The 16,828-nt window shown below is 68.2% G+C and carries 14 protein-coding genes and 2 pseudogenes; 8 read left to right on the plus strand and 8 right to left on the minus strand.

All coding sequences use genetic code 11. The features are described 5' to 3' along the window. Window positions 1-155: 155 nt before the first annotated feature. Window positions 156-1,562 (minus strand): SLC13 family permease, encoded by a 1,407-nt coding sequence (locus IPF36_RS33240; protein ID WP_135705130.1) that lies wholly within the window; start codon window positions 1,560-1,562, stop codon window positions 156-158. Between the two features lie 496 nt (window positions 1,563-2,058). Between IPF36_RS33240 and IPF36_RS33245 the strand changes: the two genes are divergently transcribed. Together IPF36_RS33245 and IPF36_RS33250 are read left to right on the plus strand one after the other, a co-directional pair. After that, the gene (locus IPF36_RS33245; protein ID WP_195432225.1) at window positions 2,059-3,672 is read left to right on the plus strand and encodes an alkaline phosphatase; all 1,614 of its coding nucleotides are present in this window, start codon (window positions 2,059-2,061) and stop codon (window positions 3,670-3,672) included. A gap of 74 nt (window positions 3,673-3,746) precedes the next feature. After that, a pseudogene (locus IPF36_RS33250) lies at window positions 3,747-4,005 on the plus strand (aconitase family protein); the annotation flags it as partial. An 81-nt stretch (window positions 4,006-4,086) separates the two neighbouring features. Here the strand turns inward: IPF36_RS33250 and IPF36_RS33255 are convergent. Genes IPF36_RS33255 through IPF36_RS33275 form a run of 5 tightly spaced genes read right to left on the minus strand, consistent with a single transcriptional unit; the run spans window position 4,087 to window position 10,351 of the window. Then, a complete protein-coding gene (locus IPF36_RS33255; protein ID WP_133097366.1) occupies window positions 4,087-5,817 on the minus strand; it encodes a biotin carboxylase N-terminal domain-containing protein in 1,731 nt (576 codons plus the stop codon). A 5-nt stretch (window positions 5,818-5,822) separates the two neighbouring features. Next, the gene (gene pxpB / locus IPF36_RS33260; RefSeq protein ID WP_195432227.1) at window positions 5,823-7,424 is read right to left on the minus strand and encodes a 5-oxoprolinase subunit PxpB; all 1,602 of its coding nucleotides are present in this window, start codon (window positions 7,422-7,424) and stop codon (window positions 5,823-5,825) included. 28 nt (window positions 7,425-7,452) lie between these two features. After that, window positions 7,453-8,265 carry a putative hydro-lyase gene (locus IPF36_RS33265; protein WP_135705127.1) on the minus strand — a complete coding sequence of 271 codons (813 nt, stop codon included), beginning with the start codon at window positions 8,263-8,265 and terminating at the stop codon, window positions 7,453-7,455. 34 nt (window positions 8,266-8,299) lie between these two features. Beyond that, window positions 8,300-9,055: a LamB/YcsF family protein gene (locus IPF36_RS33270; RefSeq protein WP_135705126.1), complete on the minus strand. Its 756-nt coding sequence runs from the start codon at window positions 9,053-9,055 to the stop codon at window positions 8,300-8,302. 48 nt (window positions 9,056-9,103) lie between these two features. After that, window positions 9,104-10,351 carry an MFS transporter gene (locus IPF36_RS33275; protein WP_133097370.1) on the minus strand — a complete coding sequence of 416 codons (1,248 nt, stop codon included), beginning with the start codon at window positions 10,349-10,351 and terminating at the stop codon, window positions 9,104-9,106. A 299-nt stretch (window positions 10,352-10,650) separates the two neighbouring features. On the opposite strand from IPF36_RS33275, the gene IPF36_RS33280 reads away from it, so the two are divergent. The 3 genes from IPF36_RS33280 to IPF36_RS33290 all read left to right on the plus strand — a co-directional run bounded on the left by IPF36_RS33280 (window position 10,651) and on the right by IPF36_RS33290 (window position 12,794). Next, window positions 10,651-11,319, plus strand: coding sequence for a GntR family transcriptional regulator (locus tag IPF36_RS33280; protein ID WP_133097371.1), 669 nt, complete (start codon window positions 10,651-10,653; stop codon window positions 11,317-11,319). A 160-nt stretch (window positions 11,320-11,479) separates the two neighbouring features. Continuing rightward, entirely contained in the window at window positions 11,480-12,070 is a 591-nt protein-coding gene (locus IPF36_RS33285; RefSeq protein ID WP_135705125.1) for a helix-turn-helix transcriptional regulator, read from the plus strand. A 58-nt stretch (window positions 12,071-12,128) separates the two neighbouring features. Then, entirely contained in the window at window positions 12,129-12,794 is a 666-nt protein-coding gene (locus IPF36_RS33290) for a ProQ/FinO family protein (RefSeq protein WP_195432229.1), read from the plus strand. 53 nt (window positions 12,795-12,847) lie between these two features. On the opposite strand, the gene IPF36_RS33295 is transcribed toward IPF36_RS33290, so the two are convergent. Further along, window positions 12,848-13,693: a class II glutamine amidotransferase gene (locus IPF36_RS33295; protein WP_133097374.1), complete on the minus strand. Its 846-nt coding sequence runs from the start codon at window positions 13,691-13,693 to the stop codon at window positions 12,848-12,850. Between the two features lie 469 nt (window positions 13,694-14,162). Between IPF36_RS33295 and IPF36_RS33300 the strand changes: the two genes are divergently transcribed. Then, the gene (locus IPF36_RS33300) at window positions 14,163-14,471 is read left to right on the plus strand and encodes a DUF2188 domain-containing protein (RefSeq protein WP_135705123.1); all 309 of its coding nucleotides are present in this window, start codon (window positions 14,163-14,165) and stop codon (window positions 14,469-14,471) included. Window positions 14,472-14,568: 97 nt separating this feature from the next. Here the strand turns inward: IPF36_RS33300 and IPF36_RS33305 are convergent. Then, a pseudogene (locus IPF36_RS33305) lies at window positions 14,569-15,246 on the minus strand (thiamine pyrophosphate-binding protein); the annotation flags it as partial. Between the two features lie 109 nt (window positions 15,247-15,355). Between IPF36_RS33305 and IPF36_RS33310 the strand changes: the two are divergent. Continuing rightward, window positions 15,356-16,447, plus strand: coding sequence for a malate/lactate/ureidoglycolate dehydrogenase (locus tag IPF36_RS33310; protein WP_195432231.1), 1,092 nt, complete (start codon window positions 15,356-15,358; stop codon window positions 16,445-16,447). A gap of 134 nt (window positions 16,448-16,581) precedes the next feature. After that, the gene (locus IPF36_RS33315) at window positions 16,582-16,821 is read left to right on the plus strand and encodes an aldolase/citrate lyase family protein (RefSeq protein ID WP_240745957.1); all 240 of its coding nucleotides are present in this window, start codon (window positions 16,582-16,584) and stop codon (window positions 16,819-16,821) included. Window positions 16,822-16,828 lie beyond the last annotated feature (7 nt).

Consider the following 16,828-nt stretch of genomic DNA (forward strand, 5'->3'; position numbering starts at 1 on the left):
TCGGCTTCCTCGCACAGCGCGCGGTAGGCGTCCATGCTGGGAATCGCGGCCTGGCTGGCCGGGGCCCGCGCCGGCAGGATGGCCTGCTGGGCGGGCATGACGGATTCAAGCAGTTTCATGGTCAGGAATCAGGAGTCAGTTAGCGGCAACAGGAATCAAAGCACGACGAAGACAAGCCACAGCACCACCGGTGCGATCACGGTGACCAGCGCGCCATAGATCAGCAGCGTGCGGAAGAAGGCCTGCCGGTCCACGCCCTGCGCGTTGGCGAGCACCAGCGCGCCGTTGGTCGAGAACGGGCTGACGTCGACGATGGTCGAGGACACCGCCATGGCGGCGATAAAGCCGATGGCGCTCACGTCCGATCCCTGCTGCAGGAACGGCACCGCCAGCGGGATCAGCGAACCCAGCACGGCGGTCGACGAGGCGAACGCCGACACCACCGCGCCGACTACGCACAGCAGCAGCGCGGCCATCAGCGGCGACGTCAGGCCGGCGACGCTGTGGCCGACGAAGTCGATGGTGCCCATCTTGTCCATCACCCCGACGAAGGTGCTGACGCCGACGATCAGCATGATCTCGGGCCACGACACCTGGCCCAGCGCGCGCTTCTGCAGCTCCGGCGCCATCAGCGTGAGCAGCAGCGCGATGGTCAGCGAGACAAAGCCGATATCGAGCTTGAAATAGAGGGTCAGCACCGCCAGCGCGACCAGGCCGCCTACGGTCAGGTACTGGTAGAGCCCGGCGGGGGCCGCGGCAGCAGCTTCCGCTTCGCTGCCGAGCAGCGCAGCGCGGTCGCGCGCCATCGTCTTCTGCTCTTCGACGCCGGCCTCGGCCTCCGCATCGCCGTAGATCTGCGCGCCCTGTGCCGGCACCGTGCGCGCGCCGAACGGCGCACCCATGGCCAGCACGCCGCCGGCGACCGATTGCGGCGCGGCCGCCGCCGGTGCCGATTGCCGCATCAGGCGCAGGCCGCCGAGCGCAACGAAGAGGCCGGCGGCCACGGCCAGGTTCACGCCCAGGCTGGCGAAAGCCGTCGCCATCTCGTTGAGCGGCAGCCCTGCCTTCTGCACGATCTTGTTGGTGATGCCGCCATAGATGCTGATCGGCGAAAAGCCGCCGCCCTGCGCGCCATGGATGACCATCAGGCCCATCAGCAGCGGGTTGATGCCGTAGCGCGCGGCAAAGCCCAGCGCGATCGGCGCGATGATGGCCACCGCCGCCGGGCTGACCGCGCCGACCGAAGTCAGCAGCGCCGCGATCATGAACATGATCCACGGAATGGCGGCGATCCTGCCGCCCACGGCCCGCACCGCAAGCCGCACCAGCCAGTCGATGGTGCCGTTGTTCTGCGCCACGGCGAACAGGTAGGTGATGCCGACCAGCGTGAGGAACAGGTCGGCGGGAAAGCCGGCAAGGATGGCCTTGGCCGGCATGGCCGCGACCAGGGTGCCGACCAGGAAGGCACCGACAAAGGCTAGCGCGCCCATGTTGATCGGCAGGACCGTGGCGATGACAAACATCAGCCCTAGCACTGAGATGGAAATGACGTGTGACGACATAACGGCTCCGTCGCGGCTTGCGCGCCTCTGCGCATGCCGCCTGGCAAGAAGGTCAGGGGAATCCGGCAGCGCGGGGGCCCGGCTGCCGGAGATTCGGATCTGCCGCTACGGCAACGTATGGAAGGGATAGGCCATGATGTCTTGTCTCCTTGTCTGTGAGGCCGCATGGAACGGCACCGACCGGGGCCGGAATTGCGCCCCGTAGTTTTTGTCTTTGTTGGTCTGGCTGAACGATATGGCGCCGGCGCGAAGCCATCAATTAAGCGCTCGGGCCGATCCTTACGGAAAGCGGAAAGCAGGCGCGCACGAAACGCTGGACGGCCGGCAGAAAGGCGGGATCGTTGCCATGGCAGGCCTTTGACTGCACGGCGGCGATCTCCGGCGGCCAGCCAGGTGCACCCGGGACGACTTCCGATGTCCCGAACCGGCAAACCCATTTCGCTATAGTTCTGCACATCGACAGCGCCAGACGAACCTCCGACATCCCGGAACCGGCATGCAAAAGAGAACTTTCCTGAAGCTGGCGGCAGCCTCCGCCCTTGCCACCCAACTGCCCCGCTGGGCCATCTCCGCCACGCTGCGCGAGCGCGACCTGTTCTCGCTGGGCGCGGCCAGCGGCGCACCGACGCCGGACGGCTTCGTGCTATGGACGCGCCTGCTCGGCGGCGCCATCCCTGGCACGCCGCAGGCCGATGCCCTTGGCACCACGCCCCTGCAAGGGCCGCTGACCGTCCAGTGGGAAGTCGCCGAGGACGAGGCATTCCGGCGCATCGTGCGCCGCGGCCAGGCGCAGGCGCTGCCGGAACTCGGCCATTCCGTTCATGTGGAAGTCGACGGGCTGCGCCCCGACCACTGGTACTACTACCGTTTCATGCACGGCGACGCAGCCACCGCCCCGGCCCGCACCCGCACCGCGCCGGCGGCCGATACGCTGGCCCCGCGCGTGCGCTTTGCCTTTGCTTCCTGCCAGCGCTGGGAGCAAGGCCACTACGCCGCGTACCGGCAGATGCGGCAGGAAAACCTGGACCTGGTGGTTTTCCTGGGTGACTACATCTATGAGGCCGCGGTCCCGGCCCACGCGCGCGCGCACCTGCCGCGCACGCATAGCCTGCCCACAGCGACCAGCCTGCAGGACTTCCGCGACCGCTACGCGCTGTACAAGAGCGACCCGCTGCTGCAGGCCATGCACGCCGCGTGCCCCTGGCTGGTTACCTGGGACGACCATGAAGTGCAGAACGACTATGCGGGACGCGCGGGCAGCGAGCCGGCGGCCGCGTTTCTCGCAAGGCGCACGGCCGGCTATCAGGCGTTCTATGAAAACATGCCGATCCGCGCGAGCTCGCTGGTGCATGGCACGGCGGGCCTTGGCACGCCGGATGCGCTGAGCATCCACGCGCGCCACCGCTGGGGCCGGCTGGTCGATTTCCATGTGCTGGACGACCGCCAGTATCGCGATATCCAGCCCTGCCGCGAACCCGGCCAGCCCGCCAGGGGTTCGGTGTCCCCCGGCGAATGCAGCGCGCTCTACGACCCGCGCCGCACCATGCTGGGCAGCGCGCAGGAACAATGGCTGGCACAGGGACTGGCGCAGGACCAGCGCGACCAGACGCGCTGGAGCGCGATCGCGCAGCAGACCATCTTCTCGCGGCGCAACTACAAGGCGCCGCCGGAAGAAGCCTTCCACAGCGATACCTGGGACGGCTATCCCGCCGCGCGCCAGCGCCTGCTCGACAGCATCGCGGCGGCGGCGCCGCGCAATACCGTGTTCATCGGCGGGGATATCCACCAGCACTACGCCTGCAATGTGCTGGCCGACTTCGGCAACCCGTCATCCCGCGTGATCGCCAGCGAGTTCTGCACGACCTCCATCGCCTCGGCCTCCGGCAGCAGCATGCAGAGTGTCGCCAGTATCGTGGCCCGGAATCCGCATATCGTGCATGCGCGGCCGGACCAGCGCGGCTACACCGTGGTCGAGGCCACGCCCGCACGCTGGGCCGCCACGCTGCGCGCCGTGGAAGACGTGACGCGCGCGGACAGCGCGGTCGGCACGCAGGCGGCGTTCGTGGTCGAGGACCGGCGGCCGGGCGTGCAGCGGGCCGCGGCTGGCTAGGCCGGCGCCCTTTGCACCCTGCGGTGGCACGAACCTGCTGATTGTGTGCTCCCTCTTCCGCTTGCGGGTTAGGGGGCCGCGACGAGGCCGCGATCGCGCTGGTCGAAGCGTATTCGCGCCGCGTCGGCCTGTGGTTCGACGACGCCGCGCAGCCACGCTACACCACCGTGCTGGAGCTGGATCTCGATACCGTGGGCATGCATGTGGCCGTCCCGCGCCGTCCGCAGGACCTGCTTGGCTTATGCCGACACGGCGCGCGCGCTGGAAGGGTTCGGCTTCACGCCATCGCATCCGCATCCCTTCATGCCCAGGCATCCGGTGGCGCTGGCCGCCGCCGCGCTGGCGGCGCCGTTCGTGTTCAAGGGGCTGCGCAAGATGGGCGGCGCCGACAAATAGCCGGCGCCCCGGGCGCACTTACTCCACGCTGGCCAGCGGTGCGCCCGCTGCCAGGAACACGCCCGTCTCAGCCTGCCATGCAACACGGCCGCTGCGATGGGCGTGGACCTGCATCTCCATCTTCATCGCTTCCATCACGGCGATCAGGTCGCCTTCGCTGACCTCGTCACCCACGTTGACCTTCCAGGCCTGCACCGTGCCGGCGATCGGCGAAGGCAGGTCGGCGGCGTTGGTGGTGGCAGCTGGCGCGGCGGCGGCCGCACTGCCCTGCCCCGGCGCTTCGGCCAGGCCGCGCAGCAGCTGCGCCGGCAGCCCCAGCACCATGCGGCGGCCGTCGATCTCGATCGCGGTGCGCAGCAGGCTGCCGTCCGGCTGCGGCTCGGCGCGCACGGCGGCGGCCAGCGGCTCGGTGAAGTCGGACTCGATCCAGCGCGTATGGACCTTGAAGCCGTCGGCGCCAAGGAAATCGGCGTGATCGATCACAGCACGATGGAACGGCAGCACCGAGGCCACGCCCTCGATCCGGAACTCGCGCAGCGCGCGGCGGGCACGCGCCAGCGCCTGCTCGCGCGTGGCGCCGGTCACGATCAGCTTGGCCATCAGCGAGTCGAAGGTGCCGGGCACCACCGAGCCGGTCTGCACGCCCGAATCGACCCGCACACCCGGGCCCGACGGGGCCTCGAAGCGCTGCACCGGGCCGGGCGTCGGCAGGAAGCCGCGGCCGACGTCTTCGGCATTGATGCGGAATTCGATTGAATGGCCCAGCGGCGCCGGCGTCTCGGTGATCGACAGCGGCAGGCCGTCGGCCACGCGCAGTTGCTCGACCACCAGGTCGACGCCGGTGGTCTGCTCGGTCACCGGGTGCTCGACCTGCAGGCGGGTGTTGACCTCCAGGAACGAGATCGCGCCGCCGGTGCTGAGCAGGAATTCGACGGTGCCGGCGCTGGTGTAGCCCGCGGCGGCGCAGATATCGCGCGCGGCGGCGTGGATGCGGGCGCGCTGTTCGTCGCTCAGGAACGGCGCCGGCGCCTCTTCCACCAGCTTCTGGTTGCGCCGCTGCAGCGAGCAGTCGCGCGTGCCGAGCACCACCACGTTGCCGTGCTTGTCCGCCAGCACCTGCGCTTCGATATGGCGCGGCTTGTCGAGGAACTGCTCGACGAAGCATTCGCCACGGCCAAAGGCCGTGACCGCTTCGCGCACGGCCGACGCGTACAGCTCTTCGACCTCATCCATGCGCCAGGCGATCTTCATGCCGCGGCCGCCGCCGCCGAACGCCGCCTTGATGATGATGGGCAGGCCATGCCGCTCGGCAAAGGCCAGCACTTCGTTGGCGTCGGTCACCGGGTCGGGCGTGCCGGCCACCAGCGGCGCGCCTACCTGCAGCGCGATCTTGCGCGCTTCCACCTTGTCGCCCAGCCGGGCGATGGTTTCCGGCGACGGGCCGATCCAGGTCAGGCCGGCATCGATCACCGCGCGGGCGAAGGCTTCGCTTTCCGACAGGAAGCCATAGCCGGGGTGCACCGCGTCGGCGCCGCTGCGGCGCGCGATCTCGAGCAGCTTGGGGATATTCAGGTAGGTGTCCGCCGGGCGGTCGCCGTCGAGGCCGTAGGCTTCGTCGGCCAGGCGCGCGTGGATCGCGTCGATATCGGCGTTGGCATAGACTGCGACGGAGGCCACGCCATAGTCGGCGCAGGCGCGGATGATGCGAACGGCGATCTCGCCACGGTTGGCAATCAGGACTTTCTTCATGGCAGTTACGGTTGCAGTTCTTCGAAGGCGCCGACGGGATTGAAGCGCAGCCAGGCACCGACCGGGATTTGTCCGGCGCGGTCGAGGTGATAAGGCGCCACAGCACCGATCACGGGATAGCCGCCGGTCAGCGGATGGTCGGCCAGGAACAATACGGGCTGGCCGCTCGGCGGCACCTGCAGCGCCCCGAGCGCGGTGCCTTCGCTGGGCAGCTCGCCGGCGATGGCGCGCTCCAGCGCCACTTCGCCGGCCAGGCGCAGGCCCACGCGGTTGGATTGCGGCGTGACCTGCCAGCGCTGCGCGGCCAGCCGTTGTACGGATTCGGTGGTGAACCAGTCGGTGCGGGGCCCGAGCACCACGTCCAGCACGACTTCCTGCTCGACCGTGGGCAGGTTCTCCGCGGGCATTTCGGGTGCGCCGACGATGGCACCAGCCGGAGCCTGGCGCAGGTCGATCACATCGCCCACCGCCAGCGGCGCGGGGCCGACCCTGGCCAGCGTGTCGGTGGCGCAGCTGCCCAGCACCGGCGCCACCGCATAACCGCCACGCGCGGCGACGTAGCAGCGCGCGCCGGCCAGCGGCTGGCCGATGGCCAGCGTGTCGCCATCGGCAAGCGCCACCGCCTGGTGGTTCGGGACCTCCCATTGCCTGCCGTCGGCGGTGCGCACCGTCAGCGGCGCATCGGCGCCGGTGACGGCCAGCACGCTCTCGCCCACGCTCTGCAGCTGCAGGCCCGCGCCGATGGTCTCGAGCGCCGCGGCATCGCTGCGGTTGCCCACCAGCCGGTTGGCGGCCTTGAGCGCCGCCTGGTCCATCGCGCCCGAGGCCGAGACGCCCTGCCCCGCCTGGCCGTGCCGGCCCAGGTCCTGGAACACGGTCTGCAGGCCGGTGCCCTTCACCTTCAACGACGCGGCTGCTGGCGCGCTATCGGACTGCACGGGCTGGCGTGCCGGCGCCACGGCAACGCTGCCGGCGGCATGCGCCACGCCATTGAGCCTCGCGACATCGACAAAACGCACGCGATAGCCGGGCTGCAGCAGCGCGGGCTGGTCGCGATCCAGGTCCCACATCGGCACTGGCGTCACGCCGATGATCTGCCAGCCGCCGGGGCTGGCCTGCGGATATACGCCGCTGAAGGTGCCCGCCAGGCCGACGGCGCCGGCGGGAATGCGCGTGCGCGGCGTACTGCGGCGCGGCACGTCAAAGCTGGGATGGCCGCCACTGAGGTAGGCAAAGCCCGGGGCAAAGCCGGTAAAGGCCACGGTGTATTCGCTGCCGGTGTGGCGGCGCACCACTTCCTCCGGCGTGATGCCCAGCAGCTGCGCGACCTCGGCCAAATCCTCGCCGTCATAGCGCACCGGGATCTCGACCAGGATGTCGCTGCGCTCGACGCGCTGCGACAGGTCGCGCGCGGCAATGGCCCGCACCAGCGCGGCGGCGCTGGTCGCCGACGGGCGAAAGTAAACGAGGATGGTGCGCGCGGCGGGCACCAGCTCGGCCACGCCAGGCAGCGGATCGCGCTGCAGCGAGGCCAGCAGGGCCAGGGTCTGGTCGAGGTCGGCCAGCTCTACCAGCAGGGCATTCGAAGTGACGGGCAGGAAACGCAAGACTAGCTCCGCAGAAGACCCGGCGGTCTCAGACGTGGTACGTGCTGTCCGGCACGTCGGTGATGAACATATGGCCCGGCGCGTGGGTCACGGCGAACGGCACGCCAGACGCCATCACGGCCGCCTGGGGCGTCACGCCGCAGGCCCAGAACACGGGGATCTCGCCCGGTTCGATGCGCACGGCGTCGCCGAAGTCAGGCTTGCCGATATCGGCAATGCCCAGCGCTGCCGGGTCGCCCACGTGGACCGGCGCGCCGTGCACCGACGGGAAACGCCCGCTGATGGAGACGGCATCGGCAACGCGGTGCGCGGGGATGGGCCGCATCGACACCACCAGCTCCCCATGCAGGCGGCCGGCGGGACGGCACTGGCGGCTGGTGCGGTACATCGGCACGTTGGAGCCGTCGGCGATATGGCGCACCTCGATGCCGGCCTCTTGCAGCGGCGTCTCGAAGGTGAAGCTGCAGCCGATCAGGAAGGTGACCAGGTCCGGATGCTCGGCCCACAGCGGCGTGGCATCGGCCACCTCTTCCGCCAGCTTGCCGTCGCGCCAGACGCGGTACAGCGGGATGTCGGTGCGCACGTCCGCGCCTTCGGCCAGCTGGGTCTGGTGCGCGCCCGCCTCGATCACGTCGAGCACGGGGCAGGCCTTGGGATTGCGCTGCGCGTACAGCAGGAAATCCCAGGCCCAGTCGCGCGGCAAGGCGATCATGTTGGCCTGCGTCATGCCCGGCGCGATGCCGGCGGTCGGCTGCACGGTGCCGGCGCGATAGCTCGCGCGCGCTTCGCGGGCGGCATTCACCGCGGCGATGCGGGCGCGTTCCAGTGCGGATGCTTGCATGGGTGTTTCTCCGGTGTGTTCAGTGCCGGGCGGCTCAGGCGAAGGCGCGAACCGCGATGCCGTCGCGCTCCAGCACGGCGCGCACGGCGCGCGCCATCTCGAGCGCGCCGTCGCTGTCGCCATGCACGCAGATCGATTGCGCTTCCACGCGCGCCACGCTGCCGTCGATCGCGAGCACCGTGCCTTCGCGCACCAGGCGCAGCATGCGCTGCGCCACGTCGGCGGCATCGTGCAGCACCGCACCCTTCTCGCGGCGCGACACCAGCGTGCCCTGCGGCGTGTAGGCGCGGTCGGCGAACGCTTCGGCGATCACGCGCAGGCCGGCCTCGCGCGCCCAGCCCACCAGCGGCGAGCCGGCCAGCGCCACCAGCACCAGTTCCGGGTTCACCGCGCGGATCGCGGCGATCACGTCGCGCGCCTGGCGTTCATCGCTGGCGATGGTGTTGTAGAGCGCGCCGTGCGGCTTGACGTAGCGCACCGTAGTGCCGACGGTGGCGGCCATGCCCGACAGCGCGCTGATCTGGTAGATCACGTCGGCCACCAGGTCGGCGCTGGCCACGTCCATGTTGCGGCGGCCGAAGCCCTGCAGGTCGGGATACGACACGTGCGCGCCCACGGCGACACCGCGCTCCGACGCGGCCTTCAGCGTCTGCAGGATGCCTGCCGGATCGCCGGCATGGAAGCCGCAGGCCACGTTGGCGCTGCTGACGATATCCAGCATGGCGGCATCGTTGCCCATGCTCCAGGCGCCGAAGCTCTCGCCGAGGTCGCTGTTCAGATCGATTTGCATAGTGTGATTCTGTGCGTCAGGACTTCAGGACTTCAGTGCTGCGGTGCTTCAGTGCGCGGCCTCGGCCTCGCCGAGCAGTTCGCGGCCACGGGTCTCCGGCAGCATCAGGCACGCGACCACCACCAGTGCATAGGCGCCGGCGGCCATGTAACCGATCGCCACGCCCAGCGACATCTTTGCGCTCAGGTGCCCGATCAGGGCCGGGCAGATCGAGCCGACCGCGCGGCCGAAGTTGTAGCAGAAGCCCTGCCCCGAACCGCGGATATGGCTGGGATACAGCTCGGTCAGGTAAGCCCCCATGCCCGAGAAGATGCCCGACAGGAAGAAGCCGAACGGGAAGCCCAGCAGCAGCATCGCCGCGTCGGTGATGGGCAGCTGCGTGTAGCAGACCACCAGGATGGCCGCGCTTACCGCGAACAGCATGAAACAGCGGCGGCGACCCAGGTGGTCGGACAGCCAGGCGCTGGTCAGGTAGCCGGCGAACGAGCCAGCGATCAGCACCATCAGGTAGCCGCTGGTGTTGAGCACGGACAGGTTGCGCTCCATCTTCAGGTAGGTGGGCAGCCAGGTGGTCACCGAATAGTAGGCACCCTGCATGCCGGTCGCCAGCAAGCTGGCCAGCACGGTGACGCGCAGCACGCCCGGCTTGAAGATCAGCATGAAGTTGTTGCTTTCACCGGTGCGGGCCAGCTTGGCCTGGGTTTCGCGATACACCTTGGGCTCGCTGATATTGCGGCGGATGTAGAGGATGAAGATCGCGGGCAGCACGCCGATCCAGAACAGCACGCGCCAGGCGTATTGCTGCTCGACCAGGGCATAGACCGCCCAGAACGCGACCGCCGAAAGCCCCCAGCCGACCGCCCAGCTGCTCTGCACCAGGCCCACGGCCTTGCCGCGGTGGCGGGCGCGGATCATCTCGGCGATCAGCACCGAGCCGACCGACCATTCGCCGCCGAAGCCCAGGCCCTGCAGCATGCGCGTGACGAACAGCTGCTCGGGAGAATTGGTGAAGCCGCTCAGGAAGGTGAAGAAGCTGAACCAGAGCACGGTCAGCTGCAGGATCCGCACGCGGCCGTACTTGTCCGCCAGGATGCCGGCCAGCCAGCCGCCGACGGCCGAGCTGATCAGCGCGCCGGTCGCGATATAGCCGGCTTCGGCCTTGGTCATGCCCCACACGAGAATGAACGTGGGGATCATGAAGGTGTAGATCATGTAGTCGAAGGCATCGACGCCATAGCCGACGAAGGCGGCAAAGAGCGTCTTGCGCTCCTCTGCGGTAGTTTCTTTAAGCCACATGGTTGCGCTCACTAGGACAAGGACAAAGCGTGGGAAAAAGCTCGCCGCACTGACTTGGCGACGATTCCGTTTTCATCGGCGTTGCTTAGCAAATCGCATGCCATGTTGACCTATCGGCACGTATCACTCAACCACCGCACTAGTATTGTTGAACAATCTTTGGCGTTGATCGATCATGGTATACACCTAAGGCACCGCAGGGCCATCGCCCGCACCAATTCCGTGCAAATTGTTGAACAAAGTGCGTTAACATCCCGTCACGTGCGCACCGGAATGAGCCGGTGCCCGATCCAGCCACCATGTCCTCAACACCTGACGTCAAGAATCTGGCCGAACGGGTCACAGAACAGATCCGCCAGCGCATCGTGCATGGCGAGTTCGAGCCGGGGCAGCGCCTGTCTGAAGCGGCGCTGAGCGAAAGCCTGCAGATATCCCGCAACACGCTGCGCGAGACTTTCCGCGTGCTGACCAAGGAAGGCCTGCTCAAGCACGAGCCCAACCGCGGCGTGTCGGTGGCGATTCCCAGCATTGCGTCGATCATCGACATCTATCGCGTGCGCCGGCTGATCGAATGCCAGGCCATTGCCCAGGCCTATCCCAGCCATCCGGCCCGCAAGCACCTGCGCGCAGCGGTGGAGGCGGGGCTGCGCTGCCGCGACAGCGGCGACTGGCAGGGCGCGGGCACCGCCAATATGGAATTCCACATGGCGATCGTGGAACTGGCCGACAGCGAGCGCCTGAACGTGATGTTCTCGCACCTGCTCGCCGAGCTGCGCCTGGCGTTCGGCATGCTGCATGACCCGGAATTCCTGCACGGCCCTTACGTCGAAATGAACCAGCACATCCTGGAACTGTTCGAGGCGGGCAAGCTGGCCGAATGCGCGGTGGCGCTGAACGATTACCTGACGCAGTCCGAGCGCATCGTGTTGTCGGTGTGCGCGCGACATCCGGTGTTCAAGGGGCGCTGAAGCGCCCTGCTGTTGCCTTCCCGCCCCTTGCCTGGCTGATTCCTGCCCCTTTGGCGCTATTTACAGGTGCGCAGGCGTCGTCTAGGCTTCAGCTCCATGGGAACCCGGCGGCACGCGGGTCGGCGCAGCGCAGCAGCTGCCATATTTTTTCCGGACTGCCATGGGGAACGAGATCGGAAAGGAAGGCTCCGAATTCGCGGATCACATGCTCGATGCCATGTTCCTGGTCGATACCAGCGGCCGCATCCAGTACGTCAGCGCGGCCTGCGAGGGCATCCTCGGCTACACGCCAAAGGAAATCACCGGCCAGTCCATCATCGACCTGGTGGTGCAAAACGACCGCGACCGCACCATCATCGAATCCAAGGAAGTCATGGCCGGCAAGAAGCGGATCGGCTTCGAGAACCGCTACCGGCACAAGGATGGCAACGAGGTCCATATCATGTGGTCGGCCGGATGGCTGCAATCGGAACGGATGCGCGTCGGCGTCGCGCGCGATGTCACGGCATTGAGAAAGAAAAGCATGGTCGAGCTGGGGCTGGAGCTTTCCCCGGTGCCGCTCGCACCCCATGAGCGGAAGGTGCTGCAGCTGCTGCTGACCGACGCTTCCGAAAAGCAGATCGCCCACCGCCTCGGCCTCGCCGTCTCCACCACCCATTCCTACGTGACCACGATCTTCCGCAAATTCGGCGTCAGGGGCCGGGCCGGACTGATGAGCCTGTGGCTGGAAAACCTGTCGCGCGAGCGCTGAGCCGGCTTGCAAGACGGCACCCTGATACAATGCCGCCACGTTTATATGTGTTGACACAATGGGCTTCGAACAACTGGCCGCGCTGAAGGCAAAACTCGTGCAACAGGCAAAGGCCGAAAAGGCGGCCGAGTCTGCCAAGCGAACCAAGGGCAACAACGGCAGCAACGGCACCAAGAGTGCGAATGGTACGAGTGGCACCAAGGACGCCAGGCGTACTGCTGGCACCCGGGGCGCCAAGGGCAACAAGCCGTCGCGCCCGCGCGATGCCGCTCCGGCCACGCCTGAAAAGCCGGTCGATCCGGTGGTCCTCGCCATCTCCAGGCTGCAAAAGCGCTTCCCCGCCGTCTTCCCGAAGAGCCCGGCCCCGAAAGTGCCGCTCAAGGTCGGCATCTTCCAGGACCTGGTGCAGCACGCGCCGGAACTGAAGCTGACCGAGGCCGAGCTGCGCGATGCGATCCGCACGTGGTGCCGCGGCGCACGCTACTGGAACGGCATGGTGGAAGGCGCCGCGCGCATGGACCTTGCCGGCGAGCCCGCCGGACAGGTCACCGAGGCCGATGCCCGGCGCGCGCGCCAGCTGCAGCGCAGCCGTGCCGCCCGGCCGCAATCGAAGCAGCCGGCACAGGAAGCTCAGCAGGCCCAGCAAACAGCCCAGGCTGCACAAGCTCAGCAGGAACAGCCAGCGCCGGCGACGGAACCGTCGCAAGCCGACAAGCCCGCCTGACCAGCGCGCCAGCGCCTCCTTGCGAGGCGCGTTTTCGAGCGCGTTTTCGAGGACTACGCCGACACCTCGGGCAGCCGCGGCACGAAGCGCTTGTGCTCGATCTCGCCATTGCGGGCTACCAGGATGGTGGCTTCCGGGATCTCCTCCCAAACCCCCTGCACATCGATCAGCGGCTCCGACAACACCAGGAACGCATCGTCGCCGGCGGCGATGATGCGCGGGTCCTGCGGATACAGCTCGCGCAGCTGCCGGAACGAGGTGCTGTGGAACAGCGAGCGCGACGCCGTCTCGCTCGAATAGCGCACCGCCACGACCTGCTGGCCATCCGTGACGCACACCGTCATGTTGAGCGGAAACTGCACGTCGTAGCGATGGCCGACCTCCTCGATCAGCCCCGCCATCTGCTCCAGCGCGCCACGGGGGTCGCGCTCCAGCCCGAAGGTCAGCGCGAGGAAGAACATCACCTCCGAGTCGGTCGATCCCTCGATCCAGCGGAACAGGTGCGGCGCCACGGCCATCATCAGGTCGCGCCGCAGCAGCGGATATTCGCGAATCAGCCCGTTATGCACGAACAGCCAGCGGCCGAAGCGGAACGGATGGCAGTTGGTCTCCTGCGTAGGCGTGCCCGTGGCCGCGCGCACATGGGCCACGAACAGCGGCGCCCGCACCGCGCGCGCGGTCTCGCGCAGGTTGGTGTCGCTCCATGCCGGATGCAGGCAGCGGTAGCGGAACGGCACCTCGGAATGCCTGCCGTACCAGCCCACGCCGAAGCCGTCGCCATTGGTAGTGGTATGGCCGAGCCTTGAATTCAGGCTCTGGTCGATCAACGAGTGTTCCGGCTGGAACAGCACCGCTTCCAGCGGAACGGACCTGCCCGAGTACGCCAGCCAGCGGCACATGATATGTCTCCTCGACAAGTGCGGCCCGATGCCTTTCCGGCCCATTCTCCATTTGTAGGACGGCAACGGCGGAACGGCAAAGTGCATGCTGGGGGTGGCGATGAAGTGGTGCCGCCGGTGGCTTGCGTATGCTTCTTGCGGCACAGGCGGCACGAACATTCCGGCGCTGGACACTGCGGGCGGTCGCGGCGCAATCGCTACACGTGCCCGGACAGTTCATGCAATTTCTTCAAATTCGCCTGCTGCTCTCGTTCCCGGAGCAGTGCTAGGCAAGGCCCACCGCGCGATGGCTGGTCGAGCGCGGCCGGGTACGGGACTTGCGAGCAACTAGCCGGGCATAGAGACGCTGGAATCAGTACCTGGCTGTACGTATCTCGCGCGTTCCGGGCGCACCCGTTCGGGGCAGTCCCATGCTAGTGTCTACAATGTTTGTGGGGTCCCTCTGGCCCCGCCACGGAGGAAGCAGCCAATGCCGGTTCAGAACTGCAATGTGCATGTTGTTTTCGATGGGCACTGGGCAATCGCGGCCGAGGGGGAAGGACGCCTCCAGGTCGGCCTCGACATGACCAGCGCCATCGCCCTCGCCACCTCGCTCGCCGTGGAGCGACAGGCGATGCTCTATGTGCATGACAAGAACGGCGACATCATCCAGCGTATTGATTGCTCCCGCGCCATGCCGTCCACAGACGCCGTGCCGCCTGTTGCACGTATCGACAAACCGGTGCTGCCGGCCGGACAGCCGGAAACGCCCGAGAACGTCCGGAATACTTCGGCTTGATTGATATCGGCCGCTGCTGCCTGCGCAGCGGCTGGCGCAAAGTACCACGCCTGCTGACAGCCAACATGCCCTGCCGTCGAGGCATCGACGCGGCGCGGGTCCAGTCCGCCCAGCGCAGGGACGAAGGCACGTCCAGCGCAGCCAGCATGCGCGCCCCCTGCCCGATACCTGCCTGGATCGCCAGTTCCGCCTGGTAGACGCGCCCCAGCTCGGCGCTGTCGGCATGCACATGCACCAGCCGCTGGCGCGGCCGCGGCGGCGTGAGCAACGCCGGTACGGCGCGGCATCGGCGCATTCGCACAGGCCGTCGAGCATGTCTTCGGGCAATGCCAGCACCACCGGTCCGGGCCGGCCCGAGGTCGCGCACTGGAACGCCCGCGCGACCAGTTCCGGGATGCGCTCGGGATCGTCGATCTGCGCCACCCACTTGGCCATGCCGCCGAACATGGCGGTGTAGTCCACTTCCTGGAACGCCTCGCGCCCCATGTGCCCACGCGCGATCTGGCCGACGAACAGGATCATCGGCGTCGAATCCTGCGCCGCGATATGCACGCCGATGCCGGCATGGGTGGCACCCGGCCCGCGCGTCACGAAGCAGGTGCCCGGGCGGCCGGTCAGCTTGCCGTCCGCCTCGGCCATGTTGGCGGCGGCGCCCTCATGCTTGCAAACCACCAGATCGATGGCGGGCTGGTCGTGCAGCGCGTCCAGGCACGTCGAGGAAGCTCTCGCCCGGCACGCAGAAGATGCGGTCGGCGCCGTGCAGGCGCAGGGCGATTGCAAGGCCCGGGCAACCGCCGGCAGGTAGATTGCTGCCAGAATGTGCGCTCGCCGCCCGCGCCTCACCTCCCCGAAGGCGCGCCATCCAAGAACAATTCGAGACAGACATGAGCGAACACCATATTTCCACGCCTGCCCTGCACCAATGGGTCATCGATCTCTGGCTCGCTGCCGGCTCCGATGCGCGCGAGGCGCGCCTGACCGCGGACCACCTGGTCGGCGCCAACCTGAGCGGGCACGACTCGCACGGCATCGGCATGATCCCCAAGTACGTGCTGTCGTGGCAGGCCGACGAGCTGCAGCTCAACCGCAACGTCAGCGTGCTGCACGACGACGGCAGCATGCTGAGCCTGGACGGCAACCGCGGCATGGGCCAGGCGGTGACCGAGGAAGCCATGGCGCTGGCGATCGGCCGGGCCAGGGAGCATGGCGTCTGCGTGATGGGACTGCGCCAGTCGCACCACCTGGGGCGCGTCGGGCACTGGGCCGAGCAGGCATGCGCGGCCGGCATGATCTCGATCCACTTTGTCAACGTGCTGTCCAAGCCCATCGTCGCCCCGCACGGCGGCAGCGAAGCGCGCTTCGGCACCAATCCCTTCACGATCGGCTTGCCGGTGGCGGGCGCGGAGCCGCTGGTGCTCGACTTTGCCACCAGCGCGATCGCGCTCGGCAAGGTGCGCGTGGCCCACAACAAGGGGATCGAGGTGCCCGCCGGCTGCCTGATCGATGCGGACGGCGCGCCGACCACGCGGCCAGACGTGATGTTCCCCGCAGACGGCGCCGCGCAGGGCGCGCTGCAGGCGTTCGGCGAGCACAAGGGCTATGTGCTGGCGGTGATGTGCGAACTGCTGGGCGCCGCGGTGACCGGCGGCCACACCATCCGGCCCGAGACCCTGACGCACCGCCACGCGGTATGGAACAACATGCTGGCGATCGTGTTCGACCCGCAGCGGCTCGGCACCAGCACCAGCTTCGGCGGCGAGGTCCAGGCCTTTGCCGACTGGGTCCGCTCGTCGCGGCGGCAGGCCGGCCAGGCCGGCATCGCCCTGCCCGGCGAGCCCGAACGGCATCGCCGGCGCGAGCGTGCCGAAGCCATCCCGGTGGACAGCGGCACGCTGGCCCAGCTTGACGACGCCGCCGCGCGCGTGCAGTTGGTCCGCGGCGCTTCGCCCGGGCCGCTGTCGCGGCTGGCGCGCTGAGCACGACTTCACACCCCCGACCAAAAGGAAGCAGACCGCATGCCCCCGGCTAACCAACCCCGCACTCCGTATTCGCCGCTGCCCAACACCTTCCGTGCCGCCGTGCTCGGCCAGCAGCGCCAGATCGGCTGCTGGTGCTCGCTGGCCAGCCCGGTGACCACCTCGGCAATCCCAACCACCCAGAGGTGCAGGCCGAAGTCGAGCGCATCTTCCGGGCCGCGCGGCAGGCCGGCAAGGCCGTCGGCACGCTGACACCGGCCGAGGCCGACGCGCGCCGCTACCTTGACATGGGCGCCAGCTTCGTCGCGGTGGGCCTGGACCACGTGCTGCTGCGCCAGGCCACTCAGGCACTGCGGGACCGATTCGCCGACTGAGGTAGCG

Source organism: Cupriavidus sp. IK-TO18, assembly GCF_015549295.1.
GTDB classification, from domain to species: domain Bacteria; phylum Pseudomonadota; class Gammaproteobacteria; order Burkholderiales; family Burkholderiaceae; genus Cupriavidus; species Cupriavidus oxalaticus_A.

Coding starts and splice junctions, on each gene's coding strand:
- IPF36_RS33285 (WP_135705125.1), top strand. CDS start 11,480: ATGGGGAACGAGATCGGAAAGGAAGGCTCCGAATTCGCGGATCACATG.
- IPF36_RS33290 (WP_195432229.1), top strand. CDS start 12,129: ATGGGCTTCGAACAACTGGCCGCGCTGAAGGCAAAACTCGTGCAACAG.
- IPF36_RS33255 (WP_133097366.1), bottom strand. CDS start 5,817: ATGAAGAAAGTCCTGATTGCCAACCGTGGCGAGATCGCCGTTCGCATC.
- IPF36_RS33295 (WP_133097374.1), bottom strand. CDS start 13,693: ATGTGCCGCTGGCTGGCGTACTCGGGCAGGTCCGTTCCGCTGGAAGCG.
- IPF36_RS33265 (WP_135705127.1), bottom strand. CDS start 8,265: ATGCAAGCATCCGCACTGGAACGCGCCCGCATCGCCGCGGTGAATGCC.
- IPF36_RS33240 (WP_135705130.1), bottom strand. CDS start 1,562: ATGTCGTCACACGTCATTTCCATCTCAGTGCTAGGGCTGATGTTTGTC.
- IPF36_RS33275 (WP_133097370.1), bottom strand. CDS start 10,351: ATGTGGCTTAAAGAAACTACCGCAGAGGAGCGCAAGACGCTCTTTGCC.
- IPF36_RS33310 (WP_195432231.1), top strand. CDS start 15,356: ATGAGCGAACACCATATTTCCACGCCTGCCCTGCACCAATGGGTCATC.
- IPF36_RS33245 (WP_195432225.1), top strand. CDS start 2,059: ATGCAAAAGAGAACTTTCCTGAAGCTGGCGGCAGCCTCCGCCCTTGCC.
- IPF36_RS33280 (WP_133097371.1), top strand. CDS start 10,651: ATGTCCTCAACACCTGACGTCAAGAATCTGGCCGAACGGGTCACAGAA.
- IPF36_RS33270 (WP_135705126.1), bottom strand. CDS start 9,055: ATGCAAATCGATCTGAACAGCGACCTCGGCGAGAGCTTCGGCGCCTGG.
- IPF36_RS33300 (WP_135705123.1), top strand. CDS start 14,163: ATGCCGGTTCAGAACTGCAATGTGCATGTTGTTTTCGATGGGCACTGG.